Raw genomic sequence first — 15,094 nt, 5'->3', positions numbered from 1 at the left:
AGGTGAAGCAGGTGTGCAGCGTTTTCTTGTTGTGTTCAAGCAGTGGTGCTGGCCGCGAAACTCTGGGGTTTCGTAGGCCGGATCAGGGGTTGATCAGGGGGTAGTCGTCGGCGTTGGGCAACTCGTAATGCCACCACTCCGTGGCGATCGCGTGGAAGCCGGCAATCAGCATGATGCCCAGCAGCAACAGGCGGTTGCGCTGCACGTTGGGCGGCAGGTCGGGGTAGAACTGATGGGACTGGTCTTGCATCGCATCGAACGCCGTGCCCATGTCCAGTGGCTGGCCGTCGGCGTCCACCAGGGTCAGGTCCACGGCCACGCCGCGGCTGTGATGGGAGCCCAGGTGCGGGTCGCGCACATAGTCGCCATTGGGCAGGGCTTCCCATAACAGGAATTGCGCGTAGGGCGGCCGGTAGGCGTCATAGATGCGCAGGGTAAAACCCGCCAGGGCGGCCAGCTCGACGGCCTTGCGCAAACACGCAGCGGCATCGCGGTGCAACTGGCAACGGGCGGTGGGGTAGATCGCTTTGCCGGCCAGGTTATCGGCCGTGGCATAGATCATCTCGATCTGCACCTGGTACTGCTCGGCATCGATATCAACGAGCGGGCTTGGGTATGCAACGCTTTGATTCACACAAACACTCCAGTGGTGATTGGTTTCGGGCGACAGGCTCAGCCTTCGAACTGGCCAAAGGCTTTTTGCAGTTGACGGTTTTTGGCCAGGCGCGCATCCAGGTGCTCGCCGTATTTTTCCGCGACGGCTGAAACCATCAGGTTCAGCAGGCACGCCAGGGGCGCCGGGGAATCCCAGAACTGGCCGACATCGGTCTTGATCTGCAGCAGGTCCAGCGGGTAATCCCGGGCCCAGGGGCATTGCAGGTCGGTGATCAGGGCCAGGGGCAGGTCGTGCTCGATGGCGGCGTCACAGAAGGTCTGGGTCACGCTGGAATAGGCGCGGAAGTCGGCAATGATCGCGTAGGGGTTGGCGAAGCCGGAATTCAGGGTTTCGGCATAAATGCCGGACAGGCCGTCGACGTAATACACCTTGGGGCGGATGTATTCGAGGTGGCTGTGAAAGGCGGTGAGAATGCCGCGAGTGGACTGGATGCCGAGGATAAACACCGCATCGGCGTCGTGAATGCGTTGCACGATGCTGGCAAAGGCGTCGCTGCGGGCCAGGCCGTACACCTGCTGAATGGCCTCGACTTCACGGTGCATGGAGCGCTCGAGAGCATCGTCGTGGGTGTTTTCTGCGCGGAAGGCGCCGATGCGGTCGGTGATCAGCCAGGAGGAGGGCGCCTCACCGCGCAGGCTTTGCTTGACCTCATCGAGGTTCTGGTAACCCAGCGAGCGCAAAAACCGCCCCACGGAAATACCGGTGGTGCTGGCCTGCTGCGCAATGCTGTCGGCGGACTCGAACGGCAACTGCTGCGGATTGCCCAGCAGATAACTGGCGATGCGCTTGCCGGTGGGGGTCAGGTTGGAGAACTCGTGTTCCAGCAACTGAAGAAAACTGTTCTTTTCCAGGGACATAAGCGCGCCGACGGTTTAATTGTTATAGGCATGTCATTTGCGTGCCTTGTGTTACGAACATAACATTTGTTTTCGAGACAATACAACGCCTTTTCTGCGGGTGGCGTGGTTTTCATGAATGGGGGTGTTTTGGGTCGTGCAACGAGCGCCGCGGGCGCTCGTCAAGGCAGTCAGAGGGTCATGAGCATTTCATGCCAGGCCATGCCGCCATGTTCGGAGGGCGAAGGTTGAACATATTCATAGCCCATTTTTGCATAGAGCTGGACATGCTGTTCTTTGCACATCAGGTGGATGGTTGCCTTGCCCTGGCTGCGCATCTGCCTGACAAACTGGTCCATCAGCAGCCTGGCAAAGCCCTTGCCCTGGTGGGCCGGGGCCACCACCACGGACATGATCACCACATTGGGTGCCGCGGGATCATGACCGACCAGCTCCTTGAAATCCTCATCCGACATCACGACCGAATGGGCACAGCCGCTGTTGATAAAGCCGACGATTTCGCCGGCCTGCTCAAGGATCAGAAAGCCTTGGGGGTACTGGGCGATGCGCGTGGCAATCTTCGCCAGCGTGGCGGCTTCATCGCCTTCATAAGCGCTGATTTCGAGCTGATAGCAGGTTTCGGCGTCCTGGGGTGTTGCCTGTCTGAACAGAGGCATGGCTCAGCTCTCGGTGGACGGGGTTGCTTCCTGTTCAGCTTGCTCGGCCAGCTTGAGTCGGTCAGCCTTGCTGATGTACGGGTTCTTGTTCTTCGGGGCCAGCTTGGCGTTGGCCTTCTTGGCATTGGCCTTCAATATCTGGTTGATTTTTTTGCGACGATTCATGGGTTACTGCTCGGTGTGTGGGGCGTAGGGCGGTGATTTTACAGGGGGCGAGGGTGGACTGATATGAAAATATCGGTTGGCGGGATTGCAGTGGGGGTCTGGTTTTGCGCTGATCGCGGGCAAGCCCGCTCCCACAAGGGGGCCTGGCAAAGCGCGGATTCTGTTGGCGATGCATCACCTGTGGGAGCTGGCTTGCCTGCGATCCAGGCGACGCGGTGTGGCTGATGCACCGCAGCGCTGCCATCGCGGGCAAGCCCGCTCCCACAAGGGGGCCTGGCAAGGCGCGGATTCTGTTGGCGATGCATCACCTGTGGGAGCTGGCTTGCTTGCGATCCAGGCTAAGCGGTGTGGCTGATGCACCGCAGGGATACCATCGCGGGCAAGCCCGCTCCCACAAGGGGGCCTGGCAAGGCGCGGATTCTGTTGGCGATGCATCACCTGTGGGAGCTGGCTTGCCTGCGATCCAGGCGACGCGGTCTGGCTGATGCACCGCAGCGCTGCCATCGCGGGCAAGCCCGCTCCCACAAAGGGGCCTGGCAAGGCACGGATTCTGGTGGCGATGCATCACCTGTGGGAGCTGGCTTGCCTGCGATCCAGGCTACGCGGTGTGGCTGATGCACCGCAGCGCTGCCATCGCGGGCAAGCCCGCTCCCACAAAGGGTTCAGGTAAACCTATCGCGCAGATGCATGGCAGGGATAGTCGACATAACCTTTTTCGCCGCTGTTGCCGTAGAACGTGGCACGGTCGGGCAGGGCGATCGGCCAGCCGTTTTGCATGCGCGCCACCAGGTCGGGGTTGGCGATAAAGGGTCTGCCAAACGCAACCAGGTCCAGCTCGCCAGCCTCCAGCGTCGCCTGTGCCGAGTCCCGGTCAAAACCGCCGGCCGCAATCAGGGTGCCCTGGTACGAGTCGCGAAACGCCTGGGCAAAGCCTTCGGGCATGCGCTCGGCGCCAATGGTCAACTGGTCGCTCAAGTGAACGTAGGCGATGTGCCGCTCCTGCAATTGCCGGGCAACGGTAACCCAGGTCTGCGCTTCGTCAGCAAAGGGGGCCATGTCGAAGAGACGGCCAAAGGGCGAGATGCGCACCCCAACCTTGCTGCCGCCAATTTCCTCGGCCACGGCGTCGATGGTTTCCAGCAGCAGGCGAATGCGGTTGTCGATCGAGCCACCGTAACGGTCGGTACGGTCGTTGACGCCCGGGTTGATAAATTGCTCGAACAGGTAGCCGTTCGCGCCATGAATCTCCACACCGTCAAAACCGGCTTCCATCGCCCGGCGGGCGGCCAGTACGAAGTCCTGGACCAGCCCTTCGACCTCAAGGGTTGAAAGCGCCCGCGGCGTGCTGGCCTGGATCGGGCCCGGCTGGCGGTTTTCATCCCAGGCATAGGTCATGGAGTTGGCCGCCAGCCTGTCGCTCGATGACACCGGGGCGCCGCCCCCGGGCTGCAAGGTGGTGTGCGAGACCCGTCCCACATGCCAGAGCTGGGCAAATATCTTGCCGCCTTCTTCGTGGACGGCGTCGGTAACCTGCTTCCAGCCCTGCACTTGTTCCTGGTTGTACAGGCCGGGGTTGAACAGGTAGCCGCGCCCCTGGATGGACACCGGCACACCTTCGCTGATAATCAGGCCGGCGCTGGCCCGCTGGCGGTAGTAAAGCGTGGTCAGGGCGTCAGGGATATCGTTGAGGGCACGGGCGCGGGTCATCGGCGCCATCACGACACGGTTCTTCAGCGCGATTCCCGACAGGTTGAAGGGGGAAAAAAGCATGCTCATAAGGCTGTGACCTCTGAAGTGGGGCGCGGTGTGGCGCCGATCAGAGTCACTATACTGCGAAGCCACGGATGGATAATCTGCTATGGATTCCAAACATTGTGGCGCTGAATTCCACAATCAAGGCGGTGTGAGCGAGCCTGGCGTCGTATGCCTTAACCAGTACCTGGCGTTTTTCTCATTCAGTGCGGCGCACTACCGATGAACTCGCCCGCACCTGCAACTGCGGCGGGAGGATAATCGACTCACAGGCTTCGCCCTTGATGCGTTTGAGCAATAACTCAACGGCGCGTTGACCCATGTCAGCCAGCGGCAGGCGCACGCTGGTCAGGGGGACGGTCAGTTCATTGGCCAGGGGGATGTCGTTGAAGCCGACCACCGCGATGTCCTTGCCCGGCACCAGGCCTTTGTCCCGCGCCGCGCCCATCAAGCCGATGGCCAGGAAGTCGTTGACCGCGAAAAACGCCTGCGGCCGTGGGTTGAGCTCCAGCAGGTATGCGCCTTGCCTGTGACCGGTCAGGCTGTCGAACGGGCCGTTAAGGGTCCACTCCGGGCGCAGGGCGATGCCTTTTTCGCGGTAGTAACGGGTAAAGCCGCGGGTGCGGTCTGCCCCCGTGGAGGCATGCCGTTCACCGGCCAGTATGGCCACGTCGGTAAAACCCTGGCGGAACAAGTGCTCTGCCGCCAGCCAGCCGCCCAGTTCATCGTCACTGCCCGCCGTAAGGTGGCCGGCAATCTGCCGGCTAACCAACACATAGGGGATGTGTTTGCGCATCAGCAGGTCGAGCAGGGGCTGGGTGTCACCCACATGGGAGTCGCCCACAATCAGCCCGGCCACCGAGCGGCGCAGGGCGTGTTCGGCGCGGGCCATCTGCCGGGGTTGCTGGTCGTCGGTGTTGGACACAAAAGTCAGGTAGCCAGCCTGCTCGGCGGTGCTGTCGATGCTGTCGTAGATGGTCGCCATCACCAGGTCGGTCAGGCGCGGCATAAGCACGCAGATTTCCTGACTTTTGCGCAGTTTCAGGTTGGATGCCTGGGTGTTTGGCCGGTAATCCAGCTCTTTTGCCAACGCGCGAATACGCTCGACCACCTCGGCCGACGCAGCGCGTTCAACCCCGGCCGGGTCGCCATTGAGCACTCGCGACACCGTGGACACATGAATGCCCAGAGCGGTCGCCATGGATTTCAACGTGGCGGGGCGAGATTGATTCGACATGGTGGCAAGGCTTCCGGCAGTCCGTTATTCAGCGCGCGGATTCTACCCGAACAGAGGACCTAGCTCCGGAATTAAATTTTTACCCAAACGTTTGACTAAAGTTTTTCGGCGCTCTACATTCCGTCTACCCAAACGTTTGGGTAGCCAATAAAAATACGCCGATAACGGCCGACTTTTTGACTTCTGCCATCACTTCAAGAGTCAGATTCCTATGCACACCCCAGTGATCCCGTCTTTCCGCTACCAGATTTTCTTCCTGATCATGCTGATGGCGCTGCTCAACTACATCGACCGTGGCGCGATTGCCTATGCCTCGGCGAGCATCCTTCCCGAGTACGGTTTCGACAAGGCCGACTGGGGCAACGTACTGGGTTACTTCGGTTACGGTTATATCCTCGGCGCGCTGGTGGGCGGCATTCTGGCCGACCGCTTCGGTGCCAAGCGCGTGTGGCTGATTGCCGGGGGCACCTGGTCGATCTTTGAAATTGCCACCGCATTTGCCGGTGATTTTGGCCTGGCGTTTCTCGGTGGCTCGGCCATGGCCGGCTTTGCCACGATTCGCGTCATGTTCGGTTTTGCCGAAGGCCCGGCCTACTCGGTGATCAACAAGAGCGTGGCCAACTGGGCCACGCCCAAAGAACGCGGGTTTGTGGTCTCGGTGGGCCTGCTCAGCACCCCGCTGGGCGCGCTGCTCACGGCACCGGTGGCGGTGGGTTTGCAAACCCTGACCGGTGACTGGCGCAGCATGTTCGTGGTGCTGGGCGTGGTCAGCCTGGCGCTGCTGATTTTCTTCATGACGCGCTTTACCAACACCCCCGATGAAAACCCGCGGGTGTCCAAAGCCGAGCTGGAGTTCCTGCGCAAGGAACGCGCCGAAGCTGTCAATGCCTCAACCCCGACCACCACCGTGGCGCCGGTGTGGCACTTCTTCAAGAACAAGGACTTGCTGCTCAACGCCGTCGGTTACTTCGCGTTTGTGTACGTGACCTTCCTGCTGCTGACCTGGACTCCCAAATACCTGCAGGACGAGTTCCACTACAACCTGTCGTCGCTGTGGTACATGGGCATGATCCCGTGGACGGGCGCCTGTTTCACCGTGCTGCTGGGTGGCAAGATTTCCGATTTTCTACTGCGCCGTACCGGCAACCTGAAAGTGGCGCGCAGCTGGCTGGCGGCGATCTGCCTGTTGCTGACCACCCTGTGTTTTATCCTGGTGTCCCAGGCCCAGACCGTATGGGGTGTGATCGCCCTGATGACCCTGGCCAATGCCTTGAACGCGCTGCCCAACTCGGTCTACTGGGCCGTGGTGATCGACACCGCGCCATCCAACCGCGTAGGCGCCTACAGCGGCATGACCCGCTTTATTGCCAACACCGCTTCGTTTATCGCGCCCATGCTCACGGGTTACCTGACCGTGCGTTATGGCTATTCGTCGATGTTCGTGGCCGCTGCAGTGGCTACGGCCCTGGGCATGAGCGCCATGCTGATGGTGCGCCCGGGCGGTCGTCAGGCTGTCAGTTCCCCTATCCCTGCCGTTGTTTGATGGAGTTGTTTGCATGAGCCTGGTGAAGCCTGATCACGCTGGATATTTTTGTGGCCAATCGGTCACGGCGCTGGCCGAACGCCTGCGCGCGGGCAGCCTGACTAGTGTCGAGCTGACCCAAGCCGCCCTGGACACCATCGCGCGGCTGAACCCGACGCTTAACGCCTTTGTGCAGGTCGACGCCCCCGTCGCCCTGGCCCAGGCGCGCAAGGCCGATGCGCTGTTTGCCCGGGGGCAGGACCTGGGGCCGCTGCAGGGCATACCCGTGGCGGTGAAGGACAATATCGACACCTTTGATTACATCACCACCTATGGCTCGGCGCATTTTCAAGGGCACCGGCCGGGCCGGGATGCGCTGTGCGTGCAGCGTCTGCGCGAGGCGGGGGCGGTGATTGTGGGCAAGACCCTGACCCACGAATTCGCCTATGGCCCCACTGGCGACCGCTCGTTGCAGGGGGCGGCGCGCAACCCGTGGGATGAGCGCTGCATCACCGGTGGCTCCAGCGCCGGCAGTGCTGCAGCGGTGGCCAGCGGCATGGTGCCGCTGGCGCTGGGCACCGACACCGGCGGCTCGATCCGGATTCCGGCCGCCTTGTGCGGCGTGGTCGGTTTCAAGCCGTCGTTTGGCGGCGTGCCGCTGGAAGGGGTGTTCCCGCTGTCGTCGAGCCTTGACCATGTGGGGCCCATCGCCCACAACGTTGCGGATGCGCGCTTGCTGTATGGCGTGATCGCCGGGCGCGCGGTGGCGGCTGCACACCGTGTTCGACCGCTGCGGGTGGGCTGGATCAGCACGGGCACCTTCGGCCCGGTTGACGCCGAAGTGGATCGGCAAGTGCGGCAGGTGGCGCGGCAGTGGTTCGGTGACGGGTTGCAAGAGGTTGTCGAACTGGCGCCGCTGGCGGCGGCCATGAAAGACACCCTGCTGACCTTGCAGCGCGCCGAGGCCTATGACGTGCATGCCGAACGTATGCACGAGGCACCGCAATTGTTCGACCCGGAAGTGCGCGAGCGGCTGGCGTTATCGCAGGAAGTCAGGGGCTGGCAATACATCCGCGCCCAGGCTGCCCAGGCGTTGTTCAAGACCGAGATGGCGCGGTTGTTCGAGCGCTATGACTATCTGGTATCGCCCAGCGTGCCGATTACTGCCACGGCGGTGGATGCGCGGGAAGTGCGGGTGGGCGAGCAGGACATCGACGTGCGTGCTGCGGTGCTCAGCCACACCAGTGCCTGGAACCTTACCGGCCTGCCGGCGATCAGCCTGCCTGCCGGGCAGGTGAGGGGCTTGCCGGTAGGGCTGCAGGTGATTGGCGCCATTGGCGAGGATGATCGCCTGTTGCAGGAAATGGGCAGGCTTTGATGCCCTGTGTGTGGGAGCGGGCTTGCTCGCGATGGCATCGCTGCGCAGTGCCTGCCAGACCGCGCCGTCCGCATCGCAGGCAAGCCAGCTCCCACAGGTAATGCATTGCCAGCGGAATCTGCGCCTTGCCAGGAGCCTTTGTGGGAGCGGGCTTGCCCGCGATGGCATCCCTGCGGTGCATCAGCCACACCGCGTCGCCTGGATCGCAGGCAAGCCAGCTCCCACAGGTTATTCATCGCCAACAGAATCTGCGGCTTGCCAGGAGCCTTTGTGGGAGCGGGCTTGCTCGCGATGGCATCGCTGCGCAGTGCCTGCCAGACCGCGTAGTCCGCATCGCAGGCAAGCCAGCTCCCACAGGTTATTCATCGCCAACAGAATCTGTGCCTTGCCAGGAGCCTTTGTGGAAGCGGGCTTGCCCGCGATGGCAGCGCTGCGGTGTGCCTGACAGACCGCGCCGTCCGCATCGCAGGCAAGCCAGCTCCCACAGGTTATTCATCGCCAACAGAATCTGTGCCTTGCCAGGAGCCTTTGTGGAAGCGGGCTTGCCCGCGATGGCAGCGCTGCGGTGTGCCTGACAGACCGCGCCGTCCGCATCGCAGGCAAGCCAGCTCCCACAGGTTATTCATCGCCAACAGAATCTGTGCCTTGCCAGGAGCCTTTGTGGAAGCGGGCTTGCTCGAGATGGCATCGCTGCGCAGTGCCTGCCACACCGCGTCGCCTGGATCGCAGGCAAGCCAGCTCCCACAGGTAATGCATTGTCAGCGGAATCTGCGGCTTGCCAGGAGCCTTTGTGGGAGCGGGCTTGCTCGCGATGGCATCGCTGCGCAGTGCCTGACAGACCGCGTCGTCTGGATCGCAGGCAAGCCAGCTCCCACAGGTGATGCATTGCCAGCGGGATCTGTGCCTTGCCAGGAGCCTTTGTGGGAGCGGGCTTGCCCGCGATGGCAGCACTGCGGTATGCCAGCCAGATACCAGCTCCCACGGGGCTATCACCCGCCGCTAAATATTGTGCTCATCCACATCCAGCGCTTCGCCGATGGCGTAGTAATGCCCACCAGCGATGTAATGCAGGCTGCGCAAGACGGGGTCGGCAGTTTCAAAATGCCAGTGGCCCTCGCTGAACACACGGGTATCAGCCCAGGCTGCAACCACCTCACCAATAAACAGGTCGTAGGCCGTCTGGTTATGCGGCTCCGGGATCAGCTTGCACGCCAGCCAGGCTGAGCACCCCTCGACAAAGGGCAGGTCATGGCCCTCCCGCTCGAACAATTGCACTCCGCAATGCCCAAGCTTGCCCGGGTCATCGAACAGGCTGACGCTGCCGACCCGGCTGGTCAGGTGGATTTGGGCTACCGTAGGTACCTGGATGACAAAGGTGCCGCTGCTTTCCACCAGCTCGCGGGTTTTCACGCTTTTATCCAGCACCACGGTCAGTTTGGGCGGGGCAAAGTCCAGCGCACAGGCCCACGCCGCCGCCATGACATTCTGTTCGCCGCCGTGGCGGGCCGAGACCAGAACGGTGGGGCCGTGGTTGAGCAGTCGGTAGGCTTTGTCCAGTGGGACGGCTGCAATGTGATCAGGCATTGGGGCTCCGCAAATGGGCAGGGGGTGTCAAGGCCGCAGGCTTTGACTTAATGCATGCAGGATACGATGCTTGATTGCTTATCTGAAACCTTTTGAAACGGAAGTGTTCATGGCCAATCCTTACCGCGACCTTGTGGCCATACCCGGCGTCATGGGGCTGGTGATCGCCAGTTCCATCGCTCGCTTACCGCAGGCAATGATTGGTATCGGCATCATCACCATGCTGGTCCAGCAAACCGGGCTTTACTGGCTGGCCGGGGCAGTGGCCGGCACCTTTACCCTGGCCAATGCCGTGGCAGGACCGCAGATTTCCAAACGGGTCGACCGCCTGGGCCAGCGCCGGGTGCTGCCGGTGTTTACTGCGTTCAGCATCGCCATGCTGCTGGGCTTGATCGCCGCTTCACATCTGCGTGCCGATGCGCCGTTGTTGTTTGTGCTGGCGGCACTGGCAGGCACCATGCCCAGCATGCCGGCCATGACCCGGGCGCGCTGGACGCAACTGTTTCGCGGCAAGCCGCTGCTGCATACGGCCTTTTCCCTGGACACCGTGCTGACGGAAATGGCCTTTATCGTCGGTCCGCCCCTGGCAATCGGCCTGAGTACCGGGCTGTTTGCCGAAGCCGGGCCGCTGGCGGTGGCCGTGCTACTGGCAGTTGGCGTCACGGCATTTGTGATGCAGCGCCAGACCGAGCCACAGGTGATCAAGGTCGATAACACTGAAGCAGGTTCGACCTGGCGCTTGCCGGGCCTGCGCACCATTGTGCTGGCCCTGCTGGGCATGGGTGTGATTGGCGGCGCCGTCGACGTGGCCGTGGTCGCTTTTGCCAACGCCCATGGCTGGCCGGCATCCGCCAGTTTTATCCTTGCCGCCTATGCCCTGGGCTCACTGATCGCCGGTCTGGCCTTCGGCGCCCTCAGGGTTGCCATGCCTATGGCTCAACAATTTTTCATCGGCATTCTGGTCACGGCCATCACTGCGGTGCTGCCGATTTTTTCCCCAGGGGTGTATTTCCTGGCGTTGATGCTGTTTATCTCCGGGGTGTCTTTTGCGCCGACGATGGTGATTGTGATGAACCTGGGCACCTTGATACTGCCGCCGGAGCGGGTCACCGAGGGCCTGACCTGGATGTCCACCGGCATCAGCATCGGCGTGGCGTTGGGCGGGGTGGTGGCCGGGCTGGTGATCGATGCCTATGGCGCCCGGGCAGGTTTTGCCGTGCCTATTGGCGCAGGGGTGGTGATGGTGCTGATCGTATGGTTGGGGCTGCGCACCCTGCAGGCGGCTGCCCAGACCCAGTCGCAACGGGACTTTGCCCACTGATCTGTCAGGCCAGCGCCGGACGCAGGACGTCGCGCGATCCCAGCTCGTGGCTGATATCCATGCGCCGATGGGCGATGCGCCAGCCGTTGGGCGTTGACACCCAGCGGTCCTGATATTCGGCCAGGCATTCATAAGTCATGCTGTGCAGGTTGCCGGTGCCGCGATGGGCTGCGCGTACATAAACGTGACTCGCCACGGCCCCGTCGCGGGCCTCGACCAGCAGGTTGCCGAGCAAGTGTTGAGAGGGGCCGCAACCGCCGAGATGGGCGCGGATCATCGCCACAATCGGCCCGCGCCCTTGCAGGTGAAGGGAGCCGCCATAGTCGGCGGTTGCCTCCTGCACAAAAACCTCATCCAGCGCGGCCCAGTCGCGCTGGTCACAGGCCCGCGCATAGCGAGCCAGTACTTCATTGAGCTGGTGCTCAAGCAGCAGGTGTTCGATGTCCATCTTGCCCCCTCGATTATCGGTCTGTCAGCAGTGTTCCGGCTAAGCTGATGCTCGACCTGGGCGGGGGTTGCCTCATCGTCCGTTCGGACGTGGTAGTGGCGCAGCCGACCGAACGCAGGTGCTGTCTGGATGCAGGGTTTGCGAGTGACATGTTTTCCTTGTGGGAGCCGGGCTTGCCCGCGATGCAGGCACCTCGTTCCAGCAGGATGACCGAGGTGCTGCCATCGCGAGCAAGCCCGCTCCCACCTGTACCTGTCAAAAAATTCATGTTGCGCAGAACAGGCCGTAAGGCCCGGGGCCTCAGGATAGGTTCAAGCCAGCCAATTGTGGGTTGGCGCCATTTATCACTGGAGTTTGCCTCATGAATACCCTCAAAAGCCTGTTGCTTGTAACCCTGATGACCGCCTCTGTGGCTGCGATGGCCGAAGGCGGTGCCGATCGGGTCATGGCGCGGATGGACGCAGCCACGGCGTCCGCCCAGGCCAGCGCGCAGCCGTCGGCAACAAAGACCGCCACGGCCAGCACTCAGGCCGCGTCCAGCAGCGAAACCGCTCGCTCCAATTGAGCTCAGGCCGTGCGCCGGGTGGTCAATTCGATACGGCAGCCCGGCGCCGCGTCGCTGATGTTCAGTTTCATGTCATGCAGGCGCGCAACCGCCGAAACCATGCTCAGCCCCAGGCCATTGCCCGGGGTATGGCGGCTGGCTTCTGCACGGTAGAGCCTGCGCAGCACCGCTTCCTGCTCGGCCTGGGCGATACCCGGGCCGTTGTCCGTCACGCACAGCCCGACCCGGTTCGGTTCACTGATCACGGTCAACCGCACCTCGCTGTGGTCCGGGCAGAACTTGATGGCGTTGTCCAGCAGGTTGCAGATGGCATCGAACAGCAGTTGCGCATCGCCGGGCATCACCGCCGGGAACCGGGCGGGCTCCAGGGTCAGGTTGATGTCGCGCTCCTGTGCCAGGGGTTCATACAGCTCCACGGCGTCGGCACTGATCAGGTTCAGGTCCAGCGGGGCGAAGTGGCTGCGCCGTGCGCTGTCTTCGATTTCGGAGATGCGCAGCAGGGCCTTGAAGGTCAGCAGCAGGGATTTGGCTTCGTTCAACGCCGCGTCGATGCTGGCGGCGTATTGCGCTTCATCCAGGCCACGGCGCTGGGTGCGCTCAAGGCCGGCGATCAGGCGAGTCAGCGGGGTGCGCAGGTCGTGGGCGATGTCGTCGCACACGCCCTTGACCTCGCTCATCAAGCGCTCCAGTTCATCGAGCATGCCGTTGACCACGGTGGCCAGGCGGTCGATGTCGTCGTTGTTGCCCCGCACCGGCAGGCGCCCGGTGAGGTCGCCTTCGATAATGCCCTTGATCGAGCGGCTGACCTTGTCCAGCCGCCGGTGCGCCGAATACCCCAGCACCACGGCCCCGAACAGGCCCACCACCAGCAACAGCACACCACCGGACACCAGCGCGCGAATCAGCAGTTCGTCGAATTCGCGGATGTCGTGGATATCCTGGGCCACCAGCAGGGTCTTGCCGTCGGCCAGGCGATGGACGATAAAGCGCACGGGGCGATGGTGCCCGTTGGCTTTTTTCCAGCGGAATTCCTGGGGTTTGTCGTAGGCCGTAAACGGTGGCAGTTGCTCGATGGCCCCGGCGAGGAACTGGCCCTGTTCGTCGAACAGGCTGTGGGGCATGCGCCCGTCGGCGTCCTGCGCGGCGTGGTTGCGGATTTCCCTGAGTTGCAGCTGCGGGTCCTGCGCGCTGCGGTTTTCGACCTGACGATAGAGCAGGGTGTCGGCCTCGGTTTTCAGGTACACCGCCGTCTGCCAGTACACATAGCCGAACAGGGCCAGGAACGAGCAGCCAAACAGGCCGAGAAACACCAGGCCGGTGCGAAAACTGATGGTGCGCGGGATTTCACTCAGGCGAACGAAGGACATAGCCGGCTCCGCGAATGGTATGGATCATCGGCGCTTCACCTTCGCCGTCGACCTTGCGCCGCAAGCGGCCCATATGCACTTCAATGACGTTGGTGCGTTCATCGAAGCGGTAATTCCACACGGCTTCGAACAGCATGGTGCGGGTGACGACTTGCCCGGCGTTGCGCATCAGGTATTCGAGCAGGGCGTATTCCCGGGGCACCAGTTCGATCACGCGGTCACCCCGGCGCACGGTGCGGCTCAGCAGGTCGATTTCCAGGCTGGCCACGCGCAGGCGGGTTTGCCGTGCCTCGGCAGCCGGCTCGGCGCGCCGGCGGTTAAGGGCGTCCAGGCGTGCCGTCAGTTCGATAAATTCGAAGGGCTTGGTCAGGTAATCATCACCGCCGGCGCGCAGGCCACGCACCCGTTCATCGAGGGCGCTGAGGGCACTGAGGATCAGCACCGGGGTGCTCACGCCCGCGGCGCGCAAGGCGGTGAGCAGGCCAAGCCCGTCGAGGCCGCCGGGCAGCATGCGGTCCAGCACGATCAGGTCGAAAGGCTCGCTCAGGGCCTTGAGCAGGCCGTCGCGGCCGGTATGCGCGCAACTCACGGTGAAGCCGTGGTCACACAGGGCCGCTTCGATTTCACGGCAGGTCGGCACGTCGTCTTCGACGACCAGTACATGGGTCATGGCAGTTGCACCGCTCGCATCATCAGGCAGAGATGGCATAGTGTGGCAGAGCCTGCGGCGGCGCCACGTCGTCGTCGGCTAAATAAAAGTTTAGTTTTGACGGGCGGAGACACTACCTTGCGCATTCTCGTGGTTGAAGATGACGCTCGCACGGCGGCCTACCTGCTGCGCGGGCTGAGCGAAAGCGGTCATGTGGTGGATATCGCCAGCGACGGCAATACGGGGCTGGGCATGGCCCTGGAGGGCATTCATGACGTGCTGGTGGTCGATCGCCGCTTGCCCGGCCTCGATGGCATCGCCCTGGTCAAGGCCCTGCGTGCGCAACAGCTGCGGGTGCCGGTACTGATGCTCAGCGCCCAGGCGTCCACCACCGACAAGGTCGAAGGTCTGCGGGCCGGCTGCGACGATTACCTGGCCAAGCCCTATGCCTTTGCCGAAGTGCTGGCGCGCCTTGACGCCCTGTTGCGCACCCGTGAGCAAGGCAGCGGCCCGACACGCCAGCTCCAGGTGGGCGAACTGCAACTGGATTGCGCCACCCGCACCGCCGTGCGCCAGGGCAGGGTGATTGCGTTGCAGCATCGCGAGGCGCTGTTGCTGGAAAAACTCATGCGCCACAGCGGCCAGGTGGTGACCCGCGATATGTTGCTCGACAGTGCCTGGGATTACACCTTCGACCCCAACGACAATGTGATCGACAAGCATATCCATCGTCTGCGCCGCAAACTCGATGAAGGCTTCGATTATTCGTTGATCAGGACCGTGCCCGGTGCCGGCTACAGCTTCGAGGCACCGGCGGCGCCCGGCTAAATAAAAGTTTACCTGCCGACGAACGCTCTGGCAGGCGCCCCCCGCTATCTTGGCCGCATTCGTGGAGTTTTCCACACAGGCTCAAGCGG

General features: G+C 62.7%; 15 protein-coding genes. 5 read left to right on the top strand and 10 right to left on the bottom strand.

Features of this window, described 5'->3' with window-relative positions; genetic code table 11:
- Nucleotides 1–82: 82 nt before the first annotated feature.
- From ddpX to BFC21_RS06330, 6 genes are all read right to left on the bottom strand, one after another.
- Complete coding sequence (gene ddpX / locus BFC21_RS06360; RefSeq protein WP_088377470.1) at nt 83–634, bottom strand: D-alanyl-D-alanine dipeptidase; 552 nt, start codon at nt 632–634, stop codon at nt 83–85.
- 38 nt (nt 635–672) lie between these two features.
- A complete protein-coding gene (locus tag BFC21_RS06355; protein WP_086797272.1) occupies nt 673–1,533 on the bottom strand; it encodes a MurR/RpiR family transcriptional regulator in 861 nt (286 codons plus the stop codon).
- A gap of 170 nt (nt 1,534–1,703) precedes the next feature.
- The gene (locus BFC21_RS06350; RefSeq protein ID WP_120265810.1) at nt 1,704–2,189 is read right to left on the bottom strand and encodes a GNAT family N-acetyltransferase; all 486 of its coding nucleotides are present in this window, start codon (nt 2,187–2,189) and stop codon (nt 1,704–1,706) included.
- A 3-nt stretch (nt 2,190–2,192) separates the two neighbouring features.
- Nucleotides 2,193–2,354 carry a DUF2986 domain-containing protein gene (locus BFC21_RS06345; protein ID WP_088377468.1) on the bottom strand — a complete coding sequence of 54 codons (162 nt, stop codon included), beginning with the start codon at nt 2,352–2,354 and terminating at the stop codon, nt 2,193–2,195.
- Nucleotides 2,355–3,026: 672 nt separating this feature from the next.
- Nucleotides 3,027–4,130, bottom strand: a complete 1,104-nt coding sequence (locus tag BFC21_RS06335; protein ID WP_083369526.1) for an alkene reductase — start codon at nt 4,128–4,130, stop codon at nt 3,027–3,029.
- A gap of 175 nt (nt 4,131–4,305) precedes the next feature.
- Nucleotides 4,306–5,343, bottom strand: coding sequence for a LacI family DNA-binding transcriptional regulator (locus tag BFC21_RS06330; RefSeq protein ID WP_088377467.1), 1,038 nt, complete (start codon nt 5,341–5,343; stop codon nt 4,306–4,308).
- 211 nt (nt 5,344–5,554) lie between these two features.
- Between BFC21_RS06330 and BFC21_RS06325 the strand changes: the two genes are divergently transcribed.
- Both BFC21_RS06325 and BFC21_RS06320 read left to right on the top strand, forming a co-directional pair.
- The gene (locus BFC21_RS06325) at nt 5,555–6,886 is read left to right on the top strand and encodes an MFS transporter (protein WP_088377466.1); all 1,332 of its coding nucleotides are present in this window, start codon (nt 5,555–5,557) and stop codon (nt 6,884–6,886) included.
- A 13-nt stretch (nt 6,887–6,899) separates the two neighbouring features.
- Nucleotides 6,900–8,243, top strand: coding sequence for an amidase (locus tag BFC21_RS06320; RefSeq protein ID WP_095003734.1), 1,344 nt, complete (start codon nt 6,900–6,902; stop codon nt 8,241–8,243).
- Between the two features lie 999 nt (nt 8,244–9,242).
- On the opposite strand, the gene BFC21_RS06305 is transcribed toward BFC21_RS06320, so the two are convergent.
- On the bottom strand, nt 9,243–9,827 hold the full coding sequence (locus BFC21_RS06305; protein ID WP_088377464.1) for a flavin reductase family protein: 585 nt from the start codon (nt 9,825–9,827) through the stop codon (nt 9,243–9,245).
- Between the two features lie 109 nt (nt 9,828–9,936).
- Here BFC21_RS06305 and BFC21_RS06300 point away from each other — a divergent pair, with 109 nt between their 5' ends.
- Nucleotides 9,937–11,148 (top strand): MFS transporter, encoded by a 1,212-nt coding sequence (locus tag BFC21_RS06300; protein WP_088379482.1) that lies wholly within the window; start codon nt 9,937–9,939, stop codon nt 11,146–11,148.
- A gap of 4 nt (nt 11,149–11,152) precedes the next feature.
- On the opposite strand, the gene BFC21_RS06295 is transcribed toward BFC21_RS06300, so the two are convergent.
- Complete coding sequence (locus BFC21_RS06295) at nt 11,153–11,596, bottom strand: nuclear transport factor 2 family protein (protein ID WP_088377463.1); 444 nt, start codon at nt 11,594–11,596, stop codon at nt 11,153–11,155.
- A gap of 361 nt (nt 11,597–11,957) precedes the next feature.
- Here BFC21_RS06295 and BFC21_RS06290 point away from each other — a divergent pair, with 361 nt between their 5' ends.
- Entirely contained in the window at nt 11,958–12,161 is a 204-nt protein-coding gene (locus tag BFC21_RS06290; RefSeq protein ID WP_016781043.1) for a co-regulatory protein PtrA N-terminal domain-containing protein, read from the top strand.
- 2 nt (nt 12,162–12,163) lie between these two features.
- Here the strand turns inward: BFC21_RS06290 and BFC21_RS06285 are convergent, their stop codons facing one another.
- Entirely contained in the window at nt 12,164–13,528 is a 1,365-nt protein-coding gene (locus BFC21_RS06285; RefSeq protein WP_088377462.1) for a HAMP domain-containing sensor histidine kinase, read from the bottom strand.
- A complete protein-coding gene (locus BFC21_RS06280) occupies nt 13,506–14,198 on the bottom strand; it encodes a response regulator transcription factor (RefSeq protein ID WP_088377461.1) in 693 nt (230 codons plus the stop codon). The genes BFC21_RS06285 and BFC21_RS06280 overlap by 23 nt, the downstream gene beginning before the upstream one ends.
- 117 nt (nt 14,199–14,315) lie before the next feature.
- Here BFC21_RS06280 and BFC21_RS06275 point away from each other — a divergent pair, with 117 nt between their 5' ends.
- Nucleotides 14,316–15,005, top strand: coding sequence for a response regulator transcription factor (locus BFC21_RS06275; RefSeq protein WP_088377460.1), 690 nt, complete (start codon nt 14,316–14,318; stop codon nt 15,003–15,005).
- Nucleotides 15,006–15,094 lie beyond the last annotated feature (89 nt).

Source organism: Pseudomonas sp. TMW 2.1634 (genome assembly GCF_001703595.1).
Lineage (GTDB): Bacteria > Pseudomonadota > Gammaproteobacteria > Pseudomonadales > Pseudomonadaceae > Aquipseudomonas > Aquipseudomonas fragi.
This window is presented reverse-complemented; position numbering and strand designations above follow the sequence as displayed.